At 60.0% G+C, this 25,851-nt stretch carries 22 protein-coding genes; 9 read left to right on the forward strand and 13 right to left on the reverse strand.

All coding sequences use genetic code 11. The features are described 5' to 3' along the window. Positions 1–34: 34 nt before the first annotated feature. Positions 35–1,888: an ABC transporter ATP-binding protein gene (locus Q6A48_RS11480; RefSeq protein WP_304554231.1), complete on the reverse strand. Its 1,854-nt coding sequence runs from the start codon at positions 1,886–1,888 to the stop codon at positions 35–37. Between the two features lie 287 nt (positions 1,889–2,175). Here Q6A48_RS11480 and Q6A48_RS11485 point away from each other — a divergent pair, with 287 nt between their 5' ends. The 4 genes from Q6A48_RS11485 to Q6A48_RS11500 are packed head-to-tail and all read left to right on the forward strand — an operon-like array spanning position 2,176 to position 3,966. Continuing rightward, the gene (locus tag Q6A48_RS11485; RefSeq protein WP_304554232.1) at positions 2,176–2,451 is read left to right on the forward strand and encodes a metal/formaldehyde-sensitive transcriptional repressor; all 276 of its coding nucleotides are present in this window, start codon (positions 2,176–2,178) and stop codon (positions 2,449–2,451) included. A 20-nt stretch (positions 2,452–2,471) separates the two neighbouring features. Further along, positions 2,472–3,395, forward strand: coding sequence for a CDF family Co(II)/Ni(II) efflux transporter DmeF (gene dmeF / locus Q6A48_RS11490; protein WP_304554233.1), 924 nt, complete (start codon positions 2,472–2,474; stop codon positions 3,393–3,395). Positions 3,396–3,424: 29 nt separating this feature from the next. After that, entirely contained in the window at positions 3,425–3,781 is a 357-nt protein-coding gene (locus tag Q6A48_RS11495; protein ID WP_304554234.1) for a hypothetical protein, read from the forward strand. Positions 3,782–3,783: 2 nt separating this feature from the next. After that, on the forward strand, positions 3,784–3,966 hold the full coding sequence (locus Q6A48_RS11500; RefSeq protein WP_304554235.1) for a DUF1289 domain-containing protein: 183 nt from the start codon (positions 3,784–3,786) through the stop codon (positions 3,964–3,966). 394 nt (positions 3,967–4,360) lie between these two features. On the opposite strand, the gene Q6A48_RS11505 is transcribed toward Q6A48_RS11500, so the two are convergent. The 5 genes from Q6A48_RS11505 to Q6A48_RS11525 form a co-directional block, all read right to left on the reverse strand. Further along, complete coding sequence (locus Q6A48_RS11505; RefSeq protein WP_304554236.1) at positions 4,361–4,864, reverse strand: heme-degrading domain-containing protein; 504 nt, start codon at positions 4,862–4,864, stop codon at positions 4,361–4,363. Positions 4,865–4,914: 50 nt separating this feature from the next. Beyond that, a complete protein-coding gene (locus tag Q6A48_RS11510) occupies positions 4,915–6,177 on the reverse strand; it encodes an MFS transporter (RefSeq protein WP_304554237.1) in 1,263 nt (420 codons plus the stop codon). Positions 6,178–6,231: 54 nt separating this feature from the next. Then, the gene (locus Q6A48_RS11515; protein ID WP_304554238.1) at positions 6,232–7,824 is read right to left on the reverse strand and encodes a GMC oxidoreductase; all 1,593 of its coding nucleotides are present in this window, start codon (positions 7,822–7,824) and stop codon (positions 6,232–6,234) included. A 23-nt stretch (positions 7,825–7,847) separates the two neighbouring features. Continuing rightward, entirely contained in the window at positions 7,848–9,635 is a 1,788-nt protein-coding gene (locus Q6A48_RS11520; protein WP_304554239.1) for a thiamine pyrophosphate-binding protein, read from the reverse strand. 79 nt (positions 9,636–9,714) lie between these two features. Then, entirely contained in the window at positions 9,715–10,374 is a 660-nt protein-coding gene (locus tag Q6A48_RS11525) for a ThuA domain-containing protein (RefSeq protein WP_304554240.1), read from the reverse strand. Positions 10,375–11,091: 717 nt separating this feature from the next. Between Q6A48_RS11525 and Q6A48_RS11530 the strand changes: the two genes are divergently transcribed. The 3 genes from Q6A48_RS11530 (at position 11,092) to Q6A48_RS11540 (ending at position 14,959) form a co-directional block, all read left to right on the forward strand. After that, complete coding sequence (locus Q6A48_RS11530; RefSeq protein ID WP_304554241.1) at positions 11,092–12,156, forward strand: LacI family DNA-binding transcriptional regulator; 1,065 nt, start codon at positions 11,092–11,094, stop codon at positions 12,154–12,156. A 207-nt stretch (positions 12,157–12,363) separates the two neighbouring features. After that, a complete protein-coding gene (locus Q6A48_RS11535) occupies positions 12,364–13,731 on the forward strand; it encodes an amino acid permease (RefSeq protein ID WP_369811688.1) in 1,368 nt (455 codons plus the stop codon). Between the two features lie 73 nt (positions 13,732–13,804). After that, entirely contained in the window at positions 13,805–14,959 is a 1,155-nt protein-coding gene (locus Q6A48_RS11540; RefSeq protein ID WP_304554242.1) for an MFS transporter, read from the forward strand. 72 nt (positions 14,960–15,031) lie between these two features. Here Q6A48_RS11540 and hisD read toward each other — a convergent pair whose 3' ends face one another. The 7 genes from hisD to Q6A48_RS11575 form a co-directional block, all read right to left on the reverse strand. Continuing rightward, positions 15,032–16,339, reverse strand: a complete 1,308-nt coding sequence (hisD, locus tag Q6A48_RS11545; RefSeq protein WP_304554243.1) for a histidinol dehydrogenase — start codon at positions 16,337–16,339, stop codon at positions 15,032–15,034. Between the two features lie 264 nt (positions 16,340–16,603). Beyond that, a complete protein-coding gene (locus Q6A48_RS11550) occupies positions 16,604–17,380 on the reverse strand; it encodes a helix-turn-helix domain-containing protein (RefSeq protein WP_304554244.1) in 777 nt (258 codons plus the stop codon). Between the two features lie 117 nt (positions 17,381–17,497). Continuing rightward, a complete protein-coding gene (locus tag Q6A48_RS11555; protein ID WP_304554245.1) occupies positions 17,498–19,087 on the reverse strand; it encodes a GMC family oxidoreductase in 1,590 nt (529 codons plus the stop codon). A gap of 44 nt (positions 19,088–19,131) precedes the next feature. Continuing rightward, positions 19,132–20,211, reverse strand: a complete 1,080-nt coding sequence (locus Q6A48_RS11560; RefSeq protein WP_304554246.1) for an ABC transporter ATP-binding protein — start codon at positions 20,209–20,211, stop codon at positions 19,132–19,134. 3 nt (positions 20,212–20,214) lie between these two features. Beyond that, positions 20,215–21,006 carry an ABC transporter permease gene (locus tag Q6A48_RS11565; protein WP_304554247.1) on the reverse strand — a complete coding sequence of 264 codons (792 nt, stop codon included), beginning with the start codon at positions 21,004–21,006 and terminating at the stop codon, positions 20,215–20,217. A gap of 23 nt (positions 21,007–21,029) precedes the next feature. Next, positions 21,030–21,959, reverse strand: coding sequence for an ABC transporter permease (locus Q6A48_RS11570; protein WP_304554248.1), 930 nt, complete (start codon positions 21,957–21,959; stop codon positions 21,030–21,032). A gap of 133 nt (positions 21,960–22,092) precedes the next feature. After that, positions 22,093–23,256: an ABC transporter substrate-binding protein gene (locus Q6A48_RS11575; protein WP_304554249.1), complete on the reverse strand. Its 1,164-nt coding sequence runs from the start codon at positions 23,254–23,256 to the stop codon at positions 22,093–22,095. A 424-nt stretch (positions 23,257–23,680) separates the two neighbouring features. Here Q6A48_RS11575 and Q6A48_RS11580 point away from each other — a divergent pair, with 424 nt between their 5' ends. Continuing rightward, complete coding sequence (locus Q6A48_RS11580; RefSeq protein ID WP_304554250.1) at positions 23,681–24,925, forward strand: Gfo/Idh/MocA family protein; 1,245 nt, start codon at positions 23,681–23,683, stop codon at positions 24,923–24,925. A gap of 46 nt (positions 24,926–24,971) precedes the next feature. Next, on the forward strand, positions 24,972–25,850 hold the full coding sequence (locus Q6A48_RS11585) for a sugar phosphate isomerase/epimerase family protein (RefSeq protein ID WP_304554251.1): 879 nt from the start codon (positions 24,972–24,974) through the stop codon (positions 25,848–25,850). Position 25,851 lies beyond the last annotated feature (1 nt).

Consider the following 25,851-nt stretch of genomic DNA (forward strand, 5'->3'; position numbering starts at 1 on the left):
GTCAGGTCATCACTCCATCCGTCCACACCCAAGCCTACGCCATCGCTTCCTCCACCCCCTGGTCCTCACCCAGGAAGCCGCCACTCTGGTGTTGCCACAGCCGGGCATAGGTGCCGTTCCTGGCGAGCAATTCGGCGTGGGTGCCTTGTTCGATGATGCGTCCGTCGTCCATGACGATGAGCCGGTCCATGGCCGCGATCGTCGAGAGCCGATGGGCGATGGCGATGACGGTCTTGCCCTGCATCATTTCGTCGAGGCTCTCCTGGATGGCGACTTCGACTTCCGAGTCCAGAGCGCTGGTGGCTTCGTCCAGCAACAGGATCGGGGCATTCTTGAGCATCACCCGGGCGATGGCGATGCGTTGGCGCTGCCCCCCGGAAAGCTTGATGCCGCGCTCGCCCACCAGGGTGTCATAGCCAGTATGGCCTTGCCGATCGCTCAACTGGCGGATGAAACCATCGGCCTGGGCGTTCGCCGCGGCTTCCTGGATCTGCGCGTCGGTGGCGTCCGGGCGGCCGTAGGCGATGTTGTCGCGAATGGAACGGTGCAGCAGGGACGTGTCCTGGGTGACCATGCCGATGGCACTGCGCAGGCTGTCCTGGGTGACCTTGGCGATGTTCTGCCCGTCGATGCGGATTTCGCCGCTGTCCACGTCGTAGAAACGCAACAGCAGGTTGATCAGCGTCGACTTGCCGGCGCCGGAGCGTCCCACCAGACCGATCTTTTCGCCCGGGCGGATACTCAGGCTCAAGCCATCGAGCACCTGGCGCTCGCCGCTGTAGTTGAAGCTCACGTTGTCGAACGTCACCGCGCCGCCCGCGGGCACCAGCACGCCGGCATCCGGCGCGTCCTGGACCTTCGGGCCCCGGGTCAGGGTTTCCATGCCGTCCTGCACGGTGCCGATGCTTTCGAACAGCGAGGTCATCTGCCACATGATCCAGTGCGACATGCCGTTGATCCGCAGCGCCATGGCCGTGATCGCCGCCACCGCGCCGGTACCGACTTCACCCTGGTGCCACAGCCACAGGGCGTAGCCGCCGGCGCCAAGGATCAGCCCTACCACCAGGGCCTGGTTGACGATCTCGAACTGGCTGACCAGACGCATCTGGCGAAAGCCGGTCTGCTTGAAGTCCTCCATCGCCGCCCGCGCGAAATGCGCCTCGCGCTTGGAGTGGGAGAACAGTTTCACGGTGGTGATGTTGGTGTAGGCGTCCGAGATGCGCCCGGTCATCGACGAGCGCGCATGGGCCTGCTCCTGGCCGACTTGCCCCAGGCGCGGTACGAAATACAGCATGGCCAGCCCGAACAACACGATCCAGGCAATGAACGGCAGCATCAGCTTCAAGGCGAAACCACCGGCCAGGGCAATGATCGCAATGAAGTACACGCCTATCCCGGGCGCGATCTCGATGACGGTGAACAGCACCTCGCGCACCGCCAGCGCCGTTTGCATGACCTTGGTCGTGACCCGGCCGGAGAATTCATCGGAAAAGAACGAAAGGCTTTGCCGCAGCATCAGGCGGTGGAAGTCCCAGCGCAGCCGCAGCGGTAGATTGATCGCCAGCACCTGGTGCTGCACCATCGTCCGCAACGCCACCAGCCCGATGCTGGTGACCAGCACGATGCCGATCCCCCACAGCACGCGGCTTTCCTGGCCCCGCGCGGCGCCGCCAGCCTGCCAGGTCGACAACAGGTCCACCACCTGCCCGAGAAACGAGAACAACCAGGCTTCATAGATCGATACGCTGGCGCTCAGCAACGCAAACACGAGGATGTAGCCGCGGGCGCCCCGGGTGCAGGCCCACAGGAAACGAACCAGGCCAACCGGCGGCGGGGGCACTTCATCGGGTGGGAAAGGATCGAGTCTTCGTTCGAACACACGAAGCATGGTGGCCTCCGAAAGGATCAAGTCGGGAGAGATTCTCCCACGTTACATTCGCTTTGAGGCGCTCGCGGCGCGATGGCCCGCGAGCCAGGCGGGCCGCTCGATACTTCCAGCCGATTGAACGCCTCTTGCACAAGTTATCTATGACAACCCGCGGTGCGAGGAAGTCAGTCGCGCTGGCAAATTCATGAAACCAGGGGAGCCGGCAGGACAATCCCTTCGTCTGCCCATGCTTGTATAGGGGTAGGGGGTATGCCTATGATGCCGGACGATCGACAGGAGGGTACTTCATGGGGCATATGGCCGCGAACAAAGACGACCTGCTCAAGCGCGTCAAACGCATTGCCGGGCAAATCCAGGCGGTTGAGCGGGCCCTGGAATCGGACCTCGATTGCGCCAGGACCCTGCACCTCGTCGCAGCCACCCGCGGTGCCATCAACGGCTTGATGGAGCAGATCATCGAGGATCACGCGCGCGAACATGTGGCCAACCCTGGGCTCACGCAAGAACAGCGCAACCAGGGCGTCGAGGAACTTCTCGAAGCCATTCACCGCTACGCCAAGTGACCACGGCCAGGCCCATCCCCATGAATAACACGCACAGCAACTACACCCACCAGCACCTGTTCCTTGGCGCGGCCCACGATGAGAATGCCAAGCGCACTTTATGGGTCGTGGCGCTGACGGTGGTGATGATGGTCGGCGAAATCGCCGCCGGGTACATCACCGGTTCGATGGCGCTGTTGGCCGATGGCTTTCACATGGCGACCCATGCGGGCGCCCTGGGCATTTCGGCGGCCGCCTACGGTTACGCCAGGCGCCACGCGACCAGCCAGCGCTTCAGTTTCGGCACCGGCAAAGTCGGGGACCTGGGTGGGTTCGCCTCGGCGCTGATTCTCGGCATGGTTTCCCTGGGCATCGGCGTTGAGTCGGTCATGCGCCTCCTGCAACCGACGGACGTCCAGTTCGGCACGGCGACGCTCATCGCCCTGGCCGGATTGGTGGTCAACCTCGTCAGCGCGCTGTTGCTGGGTCACGGGCACAGTCATGGACACGATCACGATGATCACGTCCATACCCATGCCCACCACGGGCAGGACAACAACCTCAGGTCAGCCTACGTCCATGTCGTCGCCGATGCGCTGACCTCGGTGCTGGCCATCGTCGCATTGCTTGCCGGCCGGTATCTGGGGTGGGTCTGGCTGGATCCGGTCATGGGCATCGTCGGCGCCATCGTCATCGCCCGTTGGGCATGGACCTTGATGGGGAGCACCGCAGGCGTACTGCTGGATCAGACCGATGCGCACGTTGCCGAGGAAATCCGCGAACTGATCGAGCAACCGGGGGATGCCACGATCACCGACTTGCATGTCTGGCGAGTCGGGCCTCAAGCCCACGCCGCCATCGTGAGCGTCCTCGGTGAGGCCGGCGTGAACGCCGAAAGCATTCGCGAGCGTCTCAAGCCGGTCCACGAGATCAGCCACCTGACGGTCGAATTTCGAACGGCTTGAACCAATCCAATATCTCCAAGGAACACGCAATGCCCCCAGGAAAACGCGAGCGGGCGCGAACCGAACGCCAGTTGATCCGCGCGCTGACCGAGGCGTGTGAAACCGCAAAATGTGAAATCCAGGGATTTACCTGGCTGACCCACATCGCTGACCCGGACGCGCTGGCCGAAACACTGACGGTCATTTGGGTCTTCGAGACCCTGGAGGACAGCAAGCTCGCCCAGCGAGAGGCCAAGGCTCGCATCGTTGAGCTGACGGCCATGGCGTTGGACAAGGCCAACCTCCACCTGGCGCTGTCAGATCGCAATGTCCGCTTTGACTCGGAGCAAGAGTGCCAACGCTCGCAGAGTGGCGATTGGCGCAAGCGTCTCGGCAGAGGTTATTGACGATGGCGAAAGAAATCGAAAACCCCTGCATCTCGATCTGCCAACTGAGTGGCGACCTGTGTGTAAGCTGCGGGCGAAGCAAGGACGAGATCAGGAAGTGGAAGCGCATGAAACGGCCCGAAAAAATGGCCACGGTGCAACGTGCGACTGTGCGATTGAAGGGGTTGAAGAAGGGGCAGCGCTAGGGTCGATATGAAACGTCTTGAGACGAAGGTCAGGTAACGCGGTTTCGTTGACCACGCTCAAGGACCGCAGGAACAGCCGGTTGGCGCTGAGCTGGGAAAAGATTCTGTTGGAGACCTTGGAAGAGCTGGTGACGGTGGGGGCCTGGAAGGAGGCCACGCTCTGGCTTGGGCGAGAGTGATGTAGGGAGGGGGCTTGGCGCTCTGACGATCCTCGCGCGAAGTGGGCGCAACCCTTGTCTATCTACATCATCTCAATGGGTCAAACGGCTGCGGGCGCCGCTTCAGTCGGGAGCACCCTGAACCACGCCTTGGGCCGACTTCCTGAGGTGGCCCGTGACCTCGCTATCGAGGACCAGACGCAGGCGTATTGGCAAAAAGACGAGGCTCAGGCGATTCAGGCCATAGGTGGCGCGAGCGTAAGTGAGGCTGGATGCTTGTCCAGCAAGGCACACAGGGCGTCGACAATAATCTGATGATCTTGTCGATCCGGTAAACCTGAAACCGTCACGCTGCCGATTACACCCGCTCCACGCACAGCAATGGGAAAACCGCCGCCGACACTGGCGTAATCCGCTGGCGACAAGTGATAGCGTTCCATGATGCTCTTCTCTTCCAGTTTGAGCTGTTGCGCAATTCGGTAGGAGCTGCACAGGAACCGTTGGACCGTATTGGTCTTGCGTTTCACCCAATCATGATTGTCTGCGGTGACGCCGGACGTGGCGGCGAGGAAAAGCGGGCGGTCAAAGAGCCTCACGTCGATGACCAGGGGCCACTGCTGGGAGGTCGCCCGGTTGTACAGGACCGAGCCAAGTTGCCACGCTGTGTTTTCATCAAAGTTTTCAAATTTAAGCTCATCCTCCTGCCGAATAATTACCGTCAGGTCTGCCTTCAGATCCATATTGACCTCTTCTTACATAGCTAAGCCAAGCGGCAAAGGCTGCGCTTGAGTCACAGACACTTTTGCAATTGGGGTGAACTATCGACAGTGGCTTTCGGTGTACGTGTCGAGCGCATCAGCGCAGGGCCGAACAGAGCCAGCGAAACCATCAGCAGCATCGGGAAATAGAGCAGTTTGTCGATGCCGAATGTGCTCACCACGTATGCCAGGGCGGCAGGTCCCAGCAGCATGCCGGAGTAGCCGATGCAATTGACGATGCCGATATTGCGTCCGGCGTTGGCCGGGTCCTTGCGACCGGCGCTCGACAACATGAGTGGCGCGATGCAGGCTAGCCCGAGGCCGAACATAGCGAAGCCAATGAGACCGGCCAGGTGGGTATGGAATACCACGGTTACCAGCAAGCCACCGATCGCCACCAAAGAGCTGATCAACACCATTCGAGCCGGACCGACCCAAGCGGCAAATCGATCACCGAACAAGCGGGCGAAAAACTCCGCCCCGGTGAACACTGAGACGGCAATGCCGGCACTCGACGCTGTCGCACCCAGTACGCGCCGCCCATATTCCTGCCCCCAGTCCGCTACTGTCCCTTCACCGACCATGCTGCCCAGCAACAGAATGCCGAACCCGATCATCAGCAAAATTGTTGCGTTCGACGAACGCTTCGCTACGCCGGCGTTCGCGGCAGGCATAGCCTCCACGTGTGCGACGACTTCATGTTTTTCCAACATGAAATACCCAACAGCCGCTCCTACAACAATCGTGAAGCCTCCCAGCACTGCAAAGGGTACTGCAGCGCTTTCGGTAAATCGGGCTGCGAACAGACTTCCCACCATGCCCAGTAGAAAGCCGCCCAAGGCATAGGCCGCGTGGAACGATGTCATGATCGAGCGTTGGTAGAAGCGTTCCACTTGCACACCATGGGTGTTGAACGCGGTATCGGTTGCCCCGCGCAATAACCCCAGGACCACGCCGAAGAACAGGGCGAAGTTGAAGTCGGTGGTAAAGCCCAGGGGAATGATTGAGAGGGGGTAGGCAATGGCAGTGGCCAGGATCACCTTCTTGGCCCCGAACCTGTCGAGGAACAGGCCAACCAGGAAGGACCCGGCGGCACTGCCGACGCCGATACCGAAGGCTATCATGCCGAAGTTGGCATCGCCGAGGTCGCCGTTCAGGCCCATGTGGTGTCGAAAAGCGGAGACACCCGTGGACCAGATATACAGCATTGCGCCGATCATCATAAAACCCGCGAAGGTAGCGATTCTGGCCCTGCGGATCCGTGGTGTGACGAGGCTATTGTCGATCTTGTTCATGTTTTAACAAATTCCTGTCAGCGAAAGCGTAGCGTCCCCGAGGGGGCGCTTCTATCAATGGAAATTGGCAGCGACGCGCAAGGCATTGGCGGCAATGGTGAGCGCCGGGTTAACGGCTGCCGAGGAGGGAAACGAAGCGCTGTCGACGATCCAGACGTTGTCCAGGTCATGCATCTTGCAGCTCGCATCCACGACGCTTTTCGCCGGATCATTGCCCATCACGGCTGTACCACATTGATGCGAGTTGGTACCGATGCCCATGCGCTCGGTCAGGATCAATGGATAGCCGGCTTTTTTCATCATTTGGCTCGTACGCCTGACCAGTTGTGCGTGGGCACTCAGGTTGTTGGGGGTCCAGTGCACCTTGATAGAGTCGCGTTCGGCATCGTATTCGATGCGATTATCCTGGGTCGGAATATCTTCCGAAGTCAGGTAGAGATCGACGCTGTGCGCGGTGATGTAGCGGGACACCATTTTGGGAATCCACGGGCGCATGGGGGTGATCATGGGTTCGCGAATCTTGCCCAGCATTTGCACATTACCCAGCGGGAAGGCGTTGCCGTTACCGGCGGTGTACCAGTCGTTGATCGCCAGGGTTTTCTGAAACTTCACGTCATTACTGCGTCGTGGATCAACGGCAATCATGAAGGTGCTGTTGTGCACCATGTAGTTTCTCCCCAACTGATCGGAACTGTTGCCCAGTCCATTAGGGTGTTGTGCATTGTGTGAGCGCAGGAGCAGGGCGGCGCTGTTCACCGCCCCGCAGGCCAATGCAACTCGGTTGGCCACGATCCTGACGGGTCTGCCGTCTTTTGTGCCTCTGGCCTCGGTGACGCGTGTGCCGTCTTCAGAGGTCCATAGAACATCGATTTTCGTGCCGACCAACAGCCGGGCGCCATTTTCCAGGGCCGGACGCAATGCCGAAAGTTCCGCATCGGCTTTAGCTTCGAGCAGGCAGGGATAGCCGTCACAGGTGGAGCAGAGTATGCAAGCCCGATCAGTGCCGTAGTCCACCGCTGCCGGCATGACGAAAGGTGACAGCCCGGCTTGCTGCATTGCGGCTTCAAGCGGCAACAACGCTGCGTCGTGTTTCAAACCGGGCCATGGATAAGGCTTGGAGCGCCATGGGTCAGTGGGATCCTGCCCCGCGTTGCCATGGACTTTGTACATTGTTTCGGCCTGGCAGTAGAACGGTTCCAGTTCTGCATAGGTGATAGGCCAGGCCGGGGCGATACCCTCGGCGTGATGGACCGCGCCAAAGTCTACTTCCCGGAAGCGCGGCAGCATGGCGCCATAGAACTTGGTGTTGCCGCCGACGTAATAGAACACTCCTGGCGTGAAAGGCTTGTTGTTGCTGTCCAGCCATTGCTCGGCATTGCGGTAGCGACCTTGGCCAAATACAGCAGCGGCGCTCCAGTTCTCGGACTCGCGTGGCAGGAAGTCTCCACGCTCGACGATCAGTACATCCAGTCCCTTGTCAACCAGAGCGTGGGCGAAGGTCGAGCCGCCCATGCCTGAACCAATGATCAGCACGTCGCAGGTCAGGTTTCCGTTTTCATCAGGCTTGGCTGTCGCAGTGGAGCGCCGGCTAACCGGCGCTCCCTCCGACGTGGCTTGCGCTGAATGAGTGATGATTGAAGTACTCACTTCTTGCACGCCTATATTGTCGTTTACAGATGCTGTTCTTTGTTGCGCAGCTCCCAGTACTCGTTCTGACGTTCGTCAGTGATGTACTCAGGTACCGGGAAGTCCCACCAGCCTGGAACCCACGGACCGGCAGCGTCGCGGTCCGTTGGCACTTCGATCAGCACCGGCGCATTGGCATCCAGGGCCTGTTGCAGGATTGGTTCCAGTTCCTCGTTGCTGTTGACGCAGAACGACAGCATGCCGAAGGCCTTGCCAAGCGCCGCGTAATCCGGCGAGTAGGGTTCGCCGTTGGGCAGGTTGAACTCACTGCCCAGGTGGCGGCTGGTTTGCTTGCGTTGTCCGCCACGGATCGACATGTAACCGGCATTGTTCTGGATCAGGAATACCACAGGAATATTGTTGGTCACGCAGACTGCGATTTCCTGTGGGTTCATGAGGAAGTCGCCATCGCCCAGAATGCACACCACCGGCTGGTTCGGTGCCGCCAGCTTGGCGCCGATGGCCGCAGGCACGGCCCAGCCCATGGACGAGAAACCGCCGGAAGTCAGGTGCGTGCGCGGGGTATAGACCGGGAAAGTCTGCTTGACCGCGCCTTGGGCGTTGCCCGAGCCGACCACTACGATGGTGTCCCGCGGGAAAATCTTGCGCAGGGCACCCAACGGCCGTTGTGACGTGAACGGGAAACGGTCGGAATCGCGACGCGTGGCCAATTTGGCTTCCCAGAGATCTTGATTGCGCTTCAGGTCCGCCAGGTAATCGCTACGGTCGACGGAGTCGTTCTTCAACGCTTCGACCAGGTGGGCGAGGGCATGTTTCGCATCCGATACGATACCGACGGCCACCGGGTAATTCTTGCCAATCTCGTGCGGATCGATATCGATATGGATGAGGCGTCCCGGTGGAATGGAGAAAGTCACACCTTGGGCGTAGCTGGACGATGACCAGTCCGTGAAACGGCAACCTACCGCGAGGATCACGTCGGCGTTGGAAGCCATATGGTTACCGCACAGGGTGCCGGTCTGGCCGACGCTGCCGGAGAAGAGGGCGTGATCTTCCGGGAAGCCACTCTTGCCGTTCCAGGTGGTGACCACCGGGATTTTCCAGTGCTCGGCCAGGGCCACGACCTCTGCCGAGGCTTCAGCCGTGATCACTCCACCACCGATGACAATCATCGGGCGCTTGGCTTCTCGCAACACCTGCGCGGCACGCTGGATGGCCTCGGGGTCTGGATAAACCTTGCCCACCGGAACGCGCTCTTGAAGGTCGTGCAAGGTGACTTCACCCGCTTCGGCCTGGACGTCCATAGGAATTTCTATATGCACGGGCCCCGGGCGACCGGTCAGCATCGAGCTGAAGGCGCGGTGCATGATGAACGGCATCTCTTCAGTGCGGGTGGCGACCCAGTGACGCTTGGAGACGGCTTCGGCGATTTTCGGGAAGTCGTTGTCGGTGTAGCGCTCCAGCTCTTGGAGCAGGCCATGACCACGCATGTGGGTGGGCGGACCGCCTGTGATCAACATGCAACTGGTGGAATCGGTATAGGCAGTCGCCATGCCGATTACCGTGTTGCTGGCGCCGGCACCGATCGAGGTTACGGCAACCATGGGTTTGCCGGCGACACGGTAGTAACCGTCAGCCAAATGTACGGCGCTCTGTTCATGGAATACCTGAATGAACTTGAGCTTGGACTCCTCTTCCATGAAGGCGTCCATCAAGGTCCAGATGCCGTGACCGGGAATGCCGGCGACGTACTCCACGCCATAGTTTTTCAGGGTCTGGGCAACTACTTGGCTGCCTGTGAGTTTTGCCATTTTGTTTCGCTCCTGTTGGAGGGGGTTTCCTTGGAATGACTCCAGGGGGCTGGGCGCCCTGGAGCTACCGTTCAGGTATTCATTTGCGCGCAGCCCAACGCAGGCCCTGCTTGGTCAGGCGGCGAATATTGGGATCGGCGAGGTTGCTGGTGTCGTGGCCGATGGAGTGGTAGAACACTCGTCCCTCACCCCAGTTGCGAACCCAGGCCACGGGGCTGCGGTGGCCCTTGAGCCACGGCATCGGATTGCCATCGAAGGTGGTTTCGGCCAGCACATGAATGTTCGGATCGACCTGCATGTAGTACTGCTCGGAGCGCACTTCGAAATCTTCTACGCCTTGGGTCACTTCATGTTCGCGATCGAGGAAGTTGACCATGTAAGGATGCGGATAACCTTCGCCCGCCGGATGCTCCAGGAACGAACCCCCCAGAATGAAGTGGTATTTGAGGCTGGCGCGGAAGGCCGCACCGGCGCCATGCCAGCCGACCAGGCCGACGCCGTTTTCGATGGCTTCGGACAAGTGTTTTTCCTGGGACGCCGTCAAGGTTTCGGTCGTGACGGCATTGTTCCAGCCGATGACGATCAGATCGTAAGACTTGAGGTCACGGTCCAGGGTGAAGATGTCGGTCGACTCTTCGACGTCGAAATCCAATTCCTTGAACAGTTCACGCGCCCAGCCTGCGATTTCATAGGGGTAGTGGCCTGGCCAACCGCCATACAGATAAAGAACTCGGGTCACGGTTATTTCTCCACTCTCTGTTTTTCAGGCGACAAGCGTCGGTCGAGGAAACTTCGACGTTCGGCTTATCCATCTTTCAATTGCGTCACCAAGTTCCAGCGAGCACTTTTTTGCGGCTGCAAGAGGCCGCCGCATGAAATGCGTTATAGGTAAAACGTTATCGATACAAGCCGTTCCAAAGTGCGGAGCTGTGCCTGTTGTTCATCTCATTGCACGCAGAACAGCGTTCTTAACGAAGAGCGATCAATCTGCTTGCGATGGGATTTTGTATGGGGCAGTGAGCGTAAAGGGCTGCATAGACTCGCGCCGTTCATTCACGGATTCGCGGCTCTGCGGTAGACGAATCGGCTGGGAGACCGGATTCGATTTTTGGGCGCCTGGCATAAGCGGGCCTCATCTTCTTGTTAGGTGATTTTGGTCGGTTATACGTATAACCTTGGAACAAATTAACACGCGATTTTGGCTTGTCAATACCCTGTGGCGGCAAAGGGCGTTGCCATTGGTCGAAATCTCCTGAGGCTGTACCTCGCTCATTGGCGCATCGGCAGGCAGTGAAAAAGCAGTGCCTGCCAGCTCATTACGACGGTCACCCAAAGAGCCCAGGCAAGGGTTATCTTTGCCCGGATCGAGTCGGTATGCTGGGCGCCACTTTCGGTTTGCCGACCTCGTTCACGCGTTGCCGTGACAGAGAAAAAGGACAAGGTTCAAATGGTTTCGATGAAGGACGTGGCCAAGGCCGCAGGCGTCTCCCAGCCGGCGGTTTCCTATGCCTACAGTGGTTCCAGCAAGGTATCTGCTTCCCAGCGCGAACACATCCTGGCGGTGGCGGCATCGTTGGGTTACCCAGGCCCGAACGTGCGTGGCCGCAGCCTGCGCTCCGGGCGCGTCGGTGCCATCGGACTGGCGGTAATGGATCAGCTTTCCTACGCCTTCGATGACCCTTGGGCCCTTTCGCTGCTCAAGGGCATTGCTCAGGTCAATGAGCTTTCCAACGTGGCCCTGACCCTGTTCCCCTTACGCAGCAAGAAGCTCGAAGGCGAGGGTGCAGGGGATGAGAACCTGGCCGTGCGCGGCCTGGTGGACGGCTTGATCATTTCAACCCTGCCGGATGATCATCCCATCGTGCAGTACATCGCCAGGCGCGCCATTCCGGCCGTGGTCATCGACTCCCCGCGCCTGGAAGGGGTGCACTACGTGGGTATCGACGACCGCCAGGCTTCCATCGACCAGATGGAACACATCATCGGGCTGGGGCATCGCAGGATCGGTGTCCTTGTCGAGCGTCTGCTCCCCGATGGCAAGAAGGGTCCGGTCAGCAAGGCACGCTTCAAGGCCTCGACCGAAATGATCGTGCGCGAACGGCTGGCCGCCTACGTGGATACAGCGCAGCGACATGGCATCGGCTACGACGAGCTGGTGATCGTCGAAGCAGGCGGCTTCACCAACACGCTTGGCCGGGAGGCTGCGGCGCCCCTGCTTCGCAATGCGGGCATTACGGCGATTGTCGCCAGCTCGGATGTGATGGCGCTGGCCACCTTGACGCAGGCTGCTGCCCAGGGCGTCCAGGTGCCTGAGCAGTTGTCGGTGATCGGCTTCGACGACATCCCTGAAGCCGGTCTTCGCGACCTCACCACTATTCGCCAATCGTTGATCGGCAAGGGTGAATGGGCGGCGCGCATCCTGCTCGAGGAGCTTGAAGCCGGTGAGCCGCTCACGCCGCGGGTGAAAATCTTCGATACCAGCCTGGTAGCAAGGGGGTCCACGGCGCGTCCGGCGTCTTGATCGCGCACCTTCAGGGGGGCGGATGCGTCATGCTGCGTCACTTTTCCGGGCGGTGAGAAATTGAGCCTCGGCCTTTGCACAACATAATCTGACCCTGGCTACACAGCGGTCAAAACAACAATTCTTGTGCAATTTCACTGCCGTCCGTGCCATGCCATGAGGCGGTCAGTGCCTGATCGGGGCATCACTGTGGACTATCAACTGGATTTGCCGTCCGAGCGGACGGTGGCGTCCCATGGCTCGCTTTCCAAGGGCCTGAGCAGTCGCCAGATCACCATGATTTCAATTGGTGGCGTGATCGGCGCGGGTTTCTTCGTGGGCTCGGCGAGTGCGATCAGCGCAGCCGGTCCTGCCGTGCTGGTTTCCTTCGGCATCGCCGCGATACTGGTGGTGCTCGTCATGGGCATGTTGGCCGAACTGGCCACGGCCAACCCGGACACGGGCTCGTTTTCGACCTATGCGCAACAGGCAATGGGACGCTGGGCGGGATTCGCCATCGGCTGGTTGTACTGGTGGTTCTATGTGTTGGTGATTCCATTGGAGGCCATCGTCGCGGCAGATATCCTGGGCGCCTGGGTCGGTGTGCCTTCCATGGCGATCGGGGTGATCCTGATCGTTGGGCTGACCCTGACCAACATCATGAGCGTGAAGAATTTCGGCACGCTGGAATATTGGTTTTCGCTGATCAAGGTCGTGACTATCCTGGCGTTCATCGCACTGGGTGCCTGTGCGATTGCGGGCCTGTTGCCGAGCAGTTCGGCCTCAGGCTTCGGCCATCTCTGGCAGGACGGTGGCTTTGCGCCAGCCGGCCTTGCGGGCATTGCCTCGGCGCTGGTGCTCGCGCTGTTCAGTTTTACCGGCATGGAAATCGTCACCATTGCCGCCGCCGAATCCGAGGATCCACGTGCCAATATCCGTCGTGCCATCCGCTCAGTCGTATGGCGCATGTTGATTTTCTATTTCGGCTCGATCCTGGTGATCGTCAGCCTGGTCGCGTGGAACGCTCCGGCGCTGCAGGCCGGTTCGTTCCAGTCAGCCCTGGAGACCATGGGCATACCCGGGGCTTCGACGATTATCCAGGCGGTCATCCTGGTCGGCGTTGCCAGTACCTTGAATTCGGCGATCTTCACCGCCTCGCGCATGGGCTATTCACTGGCGGTTCGGCGTGACGCACCGCGTGCCTGGGCCCAGACCACGGCCAACGGTGTACCAAAGGTGTCGATCTTTTATGCCAGCGCCGGGGCCCTGGTGCTGCTGGTCGCCAATTACACCTTGCCGCAGACGGTACTTGTTCCGCTGATCGCCACTATCGGCACGATCGCACTGGTGATGTACCTGGTGATTGCGGTCAGCCAGGTCATCCTGCGCAAGCGCGCCATCGCACAGGGGCGAACGCTGCTGGTGAAGTTCCCGCTGTTCCCGGCGCTGTCCTACCTGACCATCGCCGCGATCGTGGCCTTCCTGGTGTTGATGGCGGTGGTACCAGGTCACCAGACCGAGTTGCTGGTGTCCTCGGTGCTCACCCTGGCGCTCATTGTCATCGGTGTGGTGCTGCAAAAACGCGACAAGGCCTGAATCTGATTTTTCATCGAGCCCGGCTCACCACCCTTGCCCATCCCCGGATGGGCTTTTTTATGGCTGATCAGCAATGAACGATTTGACCCACCAGCTCTTCGCGATCTCCCGCAATAATCTCCAGGCCTGTCGAATCGCCTTCTTCTTGTCAGGCGCCGCCATGGGCGCATGGGCCCCCCTGGTACCTTTTGCCCGTGAGCGCGCCGGGATCGACGACGGTGAACTGGGCCTTTTGTTGCTTTGTCTGGGCAGCGGCTCGATGTGCATGATGCCGTTCGTGGCCAGATTGGTGAGCAAGGTCGGTTGCCGGGCAGCGATGACGACAGCCGTCAGTGCGGCGGTCCTGTGTCTGCTGGCGCTGTCGGTTGCCTCGCAATTCTACGCACTGGTGATGTTCCTGCTGTGCTTCGGCGCCTGCATGGGCACGGCCGATGTCACCATGAACCTGCAGGGGTCGATGGTGGAGCGGGGCCTGGGACGCACGATGATGTCCGGGTTCCATGGATTATTCAGCGTCGGAAATATCTTCAGTGCGTTGCTGGTTTCGGCCTTGCTCGGCTTTGGTCTATCGCCGTTGTCGGCGGTTGCTGTACTGGGAGGCGTGGTGGCGGTGCTGCTGGCTACATTCGGTCGGCAAATGCTCGCGTTCGGGGAAGGGGCAGGCGGGCCGATCTTCTCCCGGCCAACCCGATACGTATGGCTGGTGGGCATCTTGTGCCTGATCGCTTTCCTCGTCGAAGGCTCGATGCTCGACTGGAGCGCGGTATTCTTGACCACCGTGCGTGGCATGGACATCAGCCAGGCCGGCATCGGCTATGCGCTGTTCTCGGTGACCATGGCCATCGGCAGGCTGTCCGGCGACTGGCTGGTGCCACGACTGGGCGAGCGTGCGGTACTGGTGGGTGGCAGCGCCCTGGCGATGTTCGGCATGCTGGTCTCGGTCCTGCTCGACAGCCAGTGGCTGACCCTGGTCGGCTTCGTCCTGGTGGGAGCGGGTATCGCCAATATGGTGCCAGTCTATTGTTCGGCGGTGGGGCGGCAGCACGTCATGCCGGTCTCCCTGGCCCTGTCGACGGTCAACGCGATCGGCTACCTGGGCATCCTCATGGGGCCAGCGGCCATCGGCTTCGTCGCCCATCTTTCGTCCTTGAGCATCGCGTTGGTAATGACCGCCGGCCTGCTGGTGTTCGTGATGTTCACCTCGACCACAGTGGTGCGACACGGTTAGCGGGGGCTGGCGTTTCGCAGCCATAAAAAAACCAGCACGTTTCAGGTGCTGGCTTTTCTGGGCCATGCGCTGTCAGAGCGCCGGCTCACCAAAACCGACTGCCTTCCTGCCGTAGCGACGAACACGGATGTTGGCCTGTTCCGCATGCCCGACGAACCCTTCCATCAGGCACAGTCGCGAGCAGTATTCGCCGATCTGCGAGGACGCCTCATCGGTAAGGATACGTTGGTAGGTGCAGGTCTTGATGTACTTGCCGACCCACAGGCCGCCGGTGTAGCGAGCCGCCTTGTTGGTCGGCAGGGTGTGGTTGGTACCGATCACTTTATCTCCATAGGAGACGTTGGTACGCGCGCCGACGAACAGTGCGCCGAAATTGGTCAGGTGCTTCATGAAGTAGTCGTCGTCGTGCGTCATGATCTGCACATGTTCGGATGCGTACTCGTCCGAGTACCTCACCATTTCTTCATAGTTCTCGCAGAGGATGATCTCGCCGAAGTTTTCCCAGGCCTCGCGAGCGATTTTCTGGGTGGGCAGCTTGACCAAAAGCCGCTCGATTTCCTTGAGGGTTTCCAGCGCCAGTTCCCGCGAGGTGGTGAGCATGACGGCCGGAGAGTCCACGCCATGCTCAGCCTGGCCCAACAGGTCAGTGGCACACAGTTCGCCGTCCACCGAGTCGTCGGTGATCAGCAGGGTCTCGGTCGGGCCGGCGAAGAGGTCGATGCCCACGCGGCCGAACAGCTGGCGTTTGGCTTCGGCCACATAGGCGTTGCCCGGCCCGACAATGATGTCGACGGGGCTGATCGACTCGGTACCGATTGCCATTGCCGCCACCGCCTGGATGCCACCCAGGCAGTAAATCGCATCCGCGCCGCCCAAGGCCTGGGCCGCGACGATGTAAGGCGCAGGTTTGCCCTGGAACGGCGGAGCGGCGGTGGTAATGTTCTTAACGCCGGCGGATTTTGCGGTGACGATCGACATATGCGCCGAGGCCAGCAGCGGGTATTTGCCACCCGGTACATAACAGCCAGCGGCATTTACCGGGATGTGCCGGTGACCGAGAATGACGCCGGGGATGCTTTCGATTTCAACATCCAGCAGGGACTGGCGCTGGGCGTCTGCAAAGCGACGCACCTGCGCCTGGGCGAAGAGAATATCGTTGTATTCCCGCTCGGTCAGCCTGGATACGCACTCCTTGATTTGCGCGTCGCTGAGGCGGTAGTCCGCGCGATCCCAACCATCGAACTTTACCGACAGTTCACGCACCGCGGCGTCGCCGCGCTTTTCGATATCCAACAGAATGCGGGATACATCGCTTTTGACCTGTTCGTTGCGTTCTACTTGCTGCGGGGCAGGTTTCGCTTTTTTTATCCATTGAGCCATGACATCACCTCGATCGGGCGCAAACAATTCATTCGGTTTTTGGGCAGCACGAGCCGGCGCACGCAATCATGCAAATGTGCGTGGTGAGCAGTAAGTTGTGAGCGCTACGATTTCCGCTGCTTTGAAAAAAATACAGTGGGGAGGGGGGGCTAACAATTTCTCACTCGTGCGACAGCTGACGCAAAGTGACGCAAGTTGAATTTGGCGCTGACGCAAAAAAACGGCCTTGCGGGCCGCTACTGACGTATTGGACGGTTGAGTTGGTCAGACTGGGTCGATCGAGGCCGTGCCGGAACCCAGGTAGTCCACCACTTCCTTGGGGATGGTCGGATCGTCTGGAGACAACACAGTGGCCCGCTTGATATGCGTCTTCTTGATGAAACCCTTGCCCACGAAGTTCATCGCGACTTTCGCCGCTACCGGCTGGCGAACCATGGTCGCGGCGATACCGCTGGACACGCCAAACACATACTTCTTGGCGTTACGGCTGACCGCCGCGAGGTTGGTGAAGGTGATCTCGTTGCGCTGGATCGTTTCGAAGTCGACACAAAAGATGCGGTTGGAGATCAGGAAGCTCAAACCGTGGTATTTGAAGTGGTAGTCGATCTTGCCGCTGCCGTCCTGGTTGGGAAAACGCTCCAGGTAATAGTGCATCAGTATTCCGTTCTTCTCGTAGATGCAGAACACTGACCTGACGATCTTGCCCTTGTAGATGGAGGAGTAGTGATAACGCTCGTAGACGCCGGTGAGGTCACCGATGTCGGCGTCGTTCTCCATCAGCAATTCGTTGATGAACAGCAACATCTTGGGTGACTGGACCAGGTTGCGGAACAGGTGGAAATGGCCACCCTCGATCATCGAGCGGAAATCGTTCGGGTTGGTGTAGAGAATATCGATGCTGAGCCCGAAAAAACCGGCGATTGCACGCAGGTTCGACTTGGAAGGCTGGTGGGTACCGGCCAGGTATTTGTTGAATTGCTGTCGATTGATACCGACCCGGCGGCACATTTCCGAAACCGTACCGACCTGCTCGCATAACATTTTCAGGTTTTCTTGAAAATTCTCTTGGTTTTGCATGGTATCTATTCAGTCGTTTGCGAGCAGTGGGGCAGTCTAGGGGCATTCACCCCAACCCGGCAAGGCGCGGTCCTGTGGGCATCAAGCACCGGCATGAAGGACATGATAGGCGCCTTTTTCACCGATCATGATAGCCATCGCATTGGTATTGCTGGAGCAAAGGTTGGGAGCGATCGAGTTATCGATCACCCGCAAGCCGTCGATACCCCGCACGCGCAACTGCTGATCCACCACGGCGCTGTCGTCCTCGCCCATCCGACAGGTGCCCACCGGATGAAGCGCGCCGTGGGCGGCCTGGCGGACGAAGGTGCGGTAGTCGTCCCGCGAGCGCAGTGCCTGCGCAGGCACGAACTCGCGGCGTATATGCCGGGCGATTGCGCTCTGCGCCATGATGTGCCGGCCGTATTCGACCGCCTCGGCCATGCAGTCCACGTCATACGGGTCTTGAAGGTAGTTGGGGCGTATCAACGGTTTTATCCCGGGATCCGCGCTGCGCAGTGCCACGCTGCCCACGGAGCGCGGCCTGGTCTGGCAGACGTTCAGGGTGCAGCCGTTTCCCCCTGGCACCGAATCGACCCCCGCTTCAACGCCCGCACCGGCCATGAAGCAGTACTGCGCATCCGCTCGTCCTTCGGCCAGGGAGGTGCGCCAGAACGCGCCGCCTTCGACGATGTTGGAGCTGGCCGGCCCATTCCTGAACAGCAGGTACTGCAGGCCCGCGTAGAGCTTGTGATGCAGCTTTTTGTACTTGTCGTAGCTCAGCGGCGTATTCAATTCACTGACCAGCGACACTTCAACGTGATCCTGCAGGTTCTGGCCTACCCCTGGCAGGTCGCAATGCACCTCGATGCCGTGCTCGGCCAGCGCCTCGCTGGCGCCGATGCCGGACAGCATCAACAGCTTGGGTGAATTGATGGCACCCGCGCAGAGGATCACTTCGCGGTCGGCCATCAGGTGCTGCACCTTGCCGCGGCGCTCGTATTTGACACCCATCGCGCGACCGTTGCTGAGGATGATCTGCAATACCCGGGCATGGGTAATCACCTCAAGGTTCGTACGCGCCCTGGCGGGCTTCAGATAGGCGACTGCGGTACTGGAGCGACGGCCCTTGCGGGCGTTGATCTGGTAGAAACCACACCCGTCCTGGGTGCCGGAATTGAAGTCCGGATTGAAGGCCAGGCCGGCTTCCTGACAGGCTTGGACCCAAAGGCGCGCCAGGGGATGGGTATGGCGTTGGTCGCTGACCCCGACCGGTCCTGCAACGCTGTGAGAGACGTTGTTGAAGCGGTCGTTGGCCTCGTGTTTCAGAAAGAACGGCAACACGTCCTGGTACGACCAGCCGGTAGCTCCCGAATGGCTCCACTGATCGTAATCGGCGGGCTGGCCGCGCAGGTACACCATGGCGTTCACCGTCGCGCCGCCGCCCAGCACCCGCGCCTGGACCATGCCCGGATTGGCCGGGCCGATGTAACCCGGTGGTGGTTGCCAGGGGTAGTGTTCGACAAGCGCGCCCTGGCTGGTTTTGTAGAAACCCACCGGCAGATGGATATAGGGGTTCCAGTCGCTCGGACCTTCCTCCAGCAACACCACTGAAGCATCGGGGTTCTCGCTCAGCCGGGCGGCGACCACGCAACCCGCCGAGCCGCCACCGACCACTATGTAGTTCACCAACGTATCATCCTCCTCTGGGCACATAAGCGCGCTTCGAAGCGCGTTCAGGCGGCTACCACCACAAAACTGTCAGGCCGGCACGTCAGGGCCACCGATGTTCCCGGGGCCATGGTGTGGCTGCCGGGCGTCGGCAGTTGCTGGCATTTGAGCTCCAGGTCGCTGCCGCTTACGGCGACACGGTAGATCACCCGATTGCCGATGAAGGAGGTGTCCTTGACCGTACCGGTGAAAGCGCCGTCCAGCGGTGCGCCTGACGATGACGAAAGGGCAATGGTTTCCGGCCGGATCGATACATTCACCGGGCCACTTTTCAACGGGGCCTTAGGCAGATGGGCGTATTGGCCGAACGGCAGCTTCACCACGCCTGTGCCTGAGCTTTCATGCTCGTAAACACCGTCGACGATATTGGTGTCGCCGAAAAACCTGGCGGCGAACAGCGTCTTGGGCGCCCAGTACATCTCCTCCGGATCGCCGATCTGCTCGATGCCCCCCTTGTTCAGCAGCACCACACGATCCGAAAGAATCATGGCTTCGTCCTGGTCGTGGGTGACGTAGACGAACGTGGTCGAGGACTCTTCGTGGATGCGCTTGATTTCGTTGAGCATGTGGTGACGAATTTTCAGGTCGAGCGCAGCCAGGGGTTCGTCCAGCAGCAATACAGCCGGACGATTGACCAGCGCCCGTGCCAGCGCGACCCGCTGTGCCTGGCCACCACTGAGTTCGGAGATCCAGCGGTTCTTGAAAGTACTCAATTGCACCAGCTCCAGGACCCGTGAAACCTCACGCTTTATCTCATCCTTCGGCGTGCGCTTGAGGCGCAGGCCGAAGGCGACGTTGTCGAACACATCCAGGTGCGGGAACAGCGCGTATTTCTGGAACACCATGTTCACCGGTCGTTGTTCCGGGGGGAGCCGGGTGGCGTCCTTGCCGTCGATCAGCACCTTGCCCGTGGTAGGCGTTTCAAAGCCGGCGATGATGCGCATCAACGTGGTCTTGCCGCATCCGCTTGGACCTAGCAAGGTCAGGATTTCATTCTTGCGTACGTTGAGGTCGAGCTTTCCAAGCGCAGTGAGATTGCCGTAGGCCTTGGAAATACCGGTCAGTTCAATGCTGTTGATGGACATGATTCATTCCCCTGTACGTTCGAGTTCGATGCGCCGGCGGCGCATCGTCATTACCAATCCAGCGACCCCGATGATCGCGATGGTCATCGCCAGCATGATCACGGACGCGGCGTTGATGCTTGGATCAACGGCCCGGCGGATCATCGACAGAATGAGCAGCGGCAGGGTGGTATCGGTCCCGGTGACGAAGACCGTGATCAGAAACTCATCCAGCGACAACGCCACGGTCAGGATGGCGGCGCCAGCGATGGTCGGGCCGATGATGGGCAAAGTGACCAGCCAGAAAGCCTTCAATGGCGTAGCGCCGAGATCGCGTGCGGCTTCTTCGAAGGACAGGTCGAAATACTCCAGGCGCGAGCGCACTGATTCAACGAAGAAGGGCAGGGTGAACAACGTGTGACCGATGATGATGGTGAGCAGCGAGCGCGGTAGCCCGATCAGTGAAAACAGGATCACCAGCGCGATACCCAGGAACAGCCCCGGCATGGCGATGGGCGCGAAGTTGAGGAAGGCGAACGTCGCTTTCGCCTTGCCTTTCATGCGCATCAAGGCCAGCGCGGACAGCGTCCCCAGCAGCGTGGTGAAGAGCGCCGATGCGCCCGCCACAATCAGGCTGTTGCCCAGCGCGGTCCTGAAGTCGTAGCTATTGAAGATGGTTTCGTACCAGCGTAGCGAAACGCCTTCGAACGGCAGCGATAACGAGGGCGTCGAGTGAAAGCTGAACAGCACGATCAGGCCGATGGGGGCATACAGGAACAGCATGTAGAACCAGGTAAATAACCGGGCCATTTTCATTCTCCGGGGCATCGCCCAGTTTGTCAGTCGTGATATCGCTTGCCGGGCGCCAGGTTCACCGAGCGCATGAACACCAACAGGGCGGCGTAGACCAGCATGAAGGCCATCAGCAGGAGGTAGGCCATGGCCGCGCCAAGCGGCCAGTTGCCCACGGTGCGGAACTGGTTGGCGATCAGCAGCCCGGTGGTCATGGCATCGCGGCCGCCGAGCAACTGCGGCGTGACGTAATCCGCGGCGGCGAGCACGAAGGTGAACATGAAGGAGCTGACGATGCTTTTGTGCGCCATGGGAATGATGACTTTGCGGATGGCCACCGAGCCGCTGCCGCCCAGGTCGGCGCAGGCTTCCAGATAGTCCTTTTTCACATCACGCAAGCCCGACACGAGCAGCAGCAGGGTGAAGGGCAACATGATGTGGACCAGGGTGATGACCACCGCGAATTTGTTGAACACGATCCAGTCGATGGGTGTATCGATCACTCCCCACTGCATCAGTGAACTGTTGATCACGCCGGTCGAGCCAAGGATGGTGCGCCAGGCGTAGACCCGCACCAGATAGCTGGAAAACCAGGAAACCAATGCCAGGTAGAGGATGGTGTTGGAGCGTGATCGGTAGACGATGTACCAGGCCACGGGCGCGCTGAGCAGGGTGGACAGCGTGGCGGTCCAGAAACCGTTCTGCATGGAGATCCACAGGGAATCGTAGAACCCACTCGCCCCCAGCACACGGGCATAGTTGGCCAGCGTGGCAGCGGGAATCATGGTGAATGACCGCGACAGCCAGAAACTCGAAACGAACAGCAGAACCGCAGGGATGATGAAGAAGACCAGCAGAAACGCGAACGGAGCGCCGGCCAGGTAAAAGGGGATGAAACGTTTTCTGTCGGCGTTCCCTGGGGGTGTCGTGCCACAAGCGTCCGTGCTTGCCAACTTGCTTTGATTGATGACGTTCATGATACAGACCCATTGCAGCAGGTAGTGGAATGCTTGCCAGGCATGCGGACTTCGGTCACTCGATTGATCGCTATTCCCGGCGTCCCGTGTCGGGGTTGCGCCAGGGCGATACCGCCCTGGCCGATGGCGTAGCTCAGAACGAGCCTTTGAAAGCGGCCCATTGATCCACCCACTCTGCGTAAGTCACGTACTGGTCAGAGTTCAATGGCGGTACGCCATAGAGCTTCGATTTCTTGAACACCGCGTCGAGATGGTCGTAGTCGAACAATTCCTTGAGCTCTGGCCTGAGCAGCGGTATGGCCTTTTGATTGGTGACGCCTGAGAACATCGACCAGGCCATTTGCGCCTGGGTTTGCGGCTCCAGCATCTTGTTGACGTATTCCAGCGCCAGCGGCACATCCTTGGCTGTCTGCGGCACGAACAGGGCATCGCACCAGATGGCAGCGCCTTCCTCGGGTACCGACAGGGCGGTTTTCACCCCGCGTTTCTGCGTTTCCAGAACACCTTGGGCCGAGAGAGAGAACACCGCATCGACCTCACCGGAAGCCAGCAGTGAAACGGCGTCGCCCACCGAGGCGGCAAAGACTCTGCACTGGTCTCGGTAGGGCTGCAGTTTTTCGAACGCATCGTTGAATTCGGTACGGGTCAGGTTGGGGTATTTGTCGCCATAGCCGGCAATGATCGCGATCAGGCTCCAGGTCGATAGCGAGTCGTCGACAAAGGTCAGCTTGCCCTTGAGTTTCGGGTTGAGCAGGTCGCTGTATCGGGTCGGCTTGTCGATCTTGGCGACGTTATAGACGATGGTGTTCATTCCCCACAGCAGCGGGATGCCCCATTGTTTTCCGTCCCAGAACCATTGAACGCCTCTGTAGAACAGTGGCAGGGTGTCGCTGGCGTTGTAGTTGGAAATCCGTGAAGTGTCGATGGGGGAGAGAATGCCCATGTCCCGGTAGATAGCCTCGTAGCCCAGGGCGTACATGGTCAGGTCGAGTTGTACCGGATTGCTGCCTGCCAGGCGTGCGGTGATGTCATCCTGGGTTGCGGCGTAGCTGGAGCGTACGGTGATGTCGCGCTGCTTGCGCCAGGCCGCCAGCTCGGCGTCACCGGTCTCGCCTTCCCAGCCGAGAATCTCCAGATGACCCGCCGCGGCGAAACTGTTCGGTGCCCACGAGCTGATATACAGCCCGGCAGCGGCCGCCGCCGAGCCGAGCATGAACGAGCGGCGGTTGAGCGTGACATCGCCAAAAAGCGCTGTCGTCGGTTTGGAAGGTCCGGCCTTGTCTGATTCGTGCTTCATACAGATGTCCTACTCGTGGTGGGGATGAAATCAATCGGGCACACGCCGACGCCACCAGGGCGAAGGCCGCAGTTACAGGTACGAATTGGGCAGAAGGAGAAAGGCGGAGCGGGGCGAAGATGTGAGTCGCCGGGCGCTGTGAAAGACGGACCGAACAGCCAGCCCACCCATGCACGTGGCTTGGCGTCGCAGGATGGCCAGGTTGCACAGGATTGCCCGCCGCGAGGTTCGCAGGAGAATCACACTGTGCGCCCAGCGCTTGACAGGCTCGGCTTATTGTTTTCATGAGCCGAGTATCGAACTGCGAACAGACGCGATCAATTTCGCATAAAGGGGATATCTGACGCAGACTGACGCATGTGCTGGCGTTAATCACGGCGGGTCGTACGTGCCATCAGTCGGGATTTGCGTCAGCTCGCGTCATATGCCGAAGGCTTGCGAAATTGAGCGTTGCCAAGTGCAACCTGATACTCGTGGCACAAGAGTGTCAGTCCGAGACGGTGAGATGCCCAATTTAACAAGCGATATCCCGAGCCCCGTAAAATTGAAGGTCGGCATGATCGGCGGCGGCGAGGGCGCCTATTTCGGCTCGCTGCACCGGGCGGCGATGCGCCTGTGCAATCGCTATGAACTGGTTGCAGGAGTGTTTTCTTCGCACGCCGAGAAGTCCCTTGCGGCCGGCCACGCGCTGGGCGTGACCACCCCGCGGATCTACGCCAGCGCCCAGCAGATGGCCAGCGCTGAGGCCGGTCGAGCCGACCCCATCGACGCCGTCATTATCGTCACTCCCAACCACCTGCATTTTGAAGCCTGCCAGGCATTCCTACACGCCGGCATTGCGGTCATTTGCGACAAGCCCCTGGTGAACGAGATCGACCAGGCGAATGAACTCAAACGCCTGGCCGCCGAGCGCAATACATTTTTCGCGCTGACTTATACCTATCAAGGTTATCCAATGGTGCGCGAGGCCCGCCGCAGAATCCAGGATGGCGCCATCGGCGAGGTCAGGTTCATCCAGGTCCAGTACCTGCTGGAGTGGCTTGCGCCGGGCGTTCAATCGCTCAACGCCAGCCTGGCCTGGCGCGGTGAGCGCGCAAAGGCGGGTATCAGCAGCGTCGTTGGCGATATCGGTACCCATGCGTTCAACCTGATGGAATTTCTTACCGGCCAACGCGCACAGGCGCTGAGTGCGACCCTGAGCAACAAGGTGCCGGGCTGGAAAATGGATGACAACTGCGTGGCCCAATTCGAATTCAGTCAGGCAATCGAAGGCCTGATGTGGGTGAGTTTCGCAGCGCCCGGGCACCGCAATGGCCTGGCGTTCAAGGTGATTGGCAGCCGCGCCAGCCTTGAGTGGTCCCAGGAGTCGCCCGAATTGTTGCACCTCAAGCCCGTGGACAGCGCAGAACTGATCCTGCGTCGCGGGCAAGCGGACAATCTCGAATCCCAGGCCTTCTCGAGCTTGCCCGCCGGTTGCAGTGAGGGATACCTGGAAGCCCTGGCCATCCTTTATCAGGATTTTGCCGTTGCTATCGCTGCTGGCGAACAGCGGTCGGGCGTGTTGCGGATACCGGTGCCGGACCTGGAGCAGGGGTGCCGAGGAGTCGAACTGGCTCACCTGTGCTTTGAATCGAGCACGAACAGAAAGTGGGTCAGGTTTGCTCGCTGAATCGAGCTCAATAAAAACAAACGCGAGTTAACCGGGAGAGTTGTAAATGGCCGTGAATGAATTTGCCCTGCACTGCACCGTGGCGCGCCATGGCACGGTGGCGCTGGATGTGAACATTGCGAAATCCGTCGGGTTTTCGGCGCTGGAGCTGTCGGCAACGAAGCTGCACAAGTACTTCGACGCCGGTTACTCGCGCGAGGATCTCAAGGGGCTGCTGGGCGGCTTGTCAGTGCCGGGCCTGGGTTATCTGCGCGATATCGAGCGTACCGGCGCGCTGCACGCGCAACTGATGGAGGAGGCGCAGCAGTTGTTTTCCATGGCCGTTGCCGCAGGCGCCAAAGGGGTGCAGGTGCTGACCGGACCGATCGATGTCCAGGCGGTCATCGATCATCACGATCGCCGCCCGTCCAGCAAGTATGCAGGTTTGCTGGGGCTGGAGCTTGAAGAGCAGAAGCGCATAACCGCCCGCAATCTGCGCGCTTTGGCCGATCTTGCCGCCCAGTTCAATCTGACCCTTTACCTGGAGGCCCTGGCCTGGACCCCCCTCACAGGGGTCACGAACCAGATCCAGTTGATTGACCGGGTCGACAGGCCCAACGTCAAGATGGTGATCGACTTCTGGCATTGCTACGCCTCGGGCGATACGCCGGACACCGTCGCCAGGATGGATAAGCACTACCTCTATGGCGTGCATGTGTGCGACTCGCTGACGTTCGATGGCGGTATTCCCAATGAAGACATCCTTCGCGACGTGCCAACCGGTGAAGGGGTTCTGGATCTCAAAGCGTGGATCCAGGCAGTCAAGGCGACCGGTTACCAGGGGTGGTGGAGCTGCGAACTGTTCTGTCTGAAACAACATCAGGCCGACAGCTTCGAGGTCGCTCGCAATCACTTCAAGCTGCTCAATGAGCTCGTCAACGGTTAAT

The sequence above is a fragment of the Pseudomonas citrullilanati genome (assembly GCF_030580855.1).
Lineage (GTDB): Bacteria > Pseudomonadota > Gammaproteobacteria > Pseudomonadales > Pseudomonadaceae > Aquipseudomonas > Aquipseudomonas citrulli.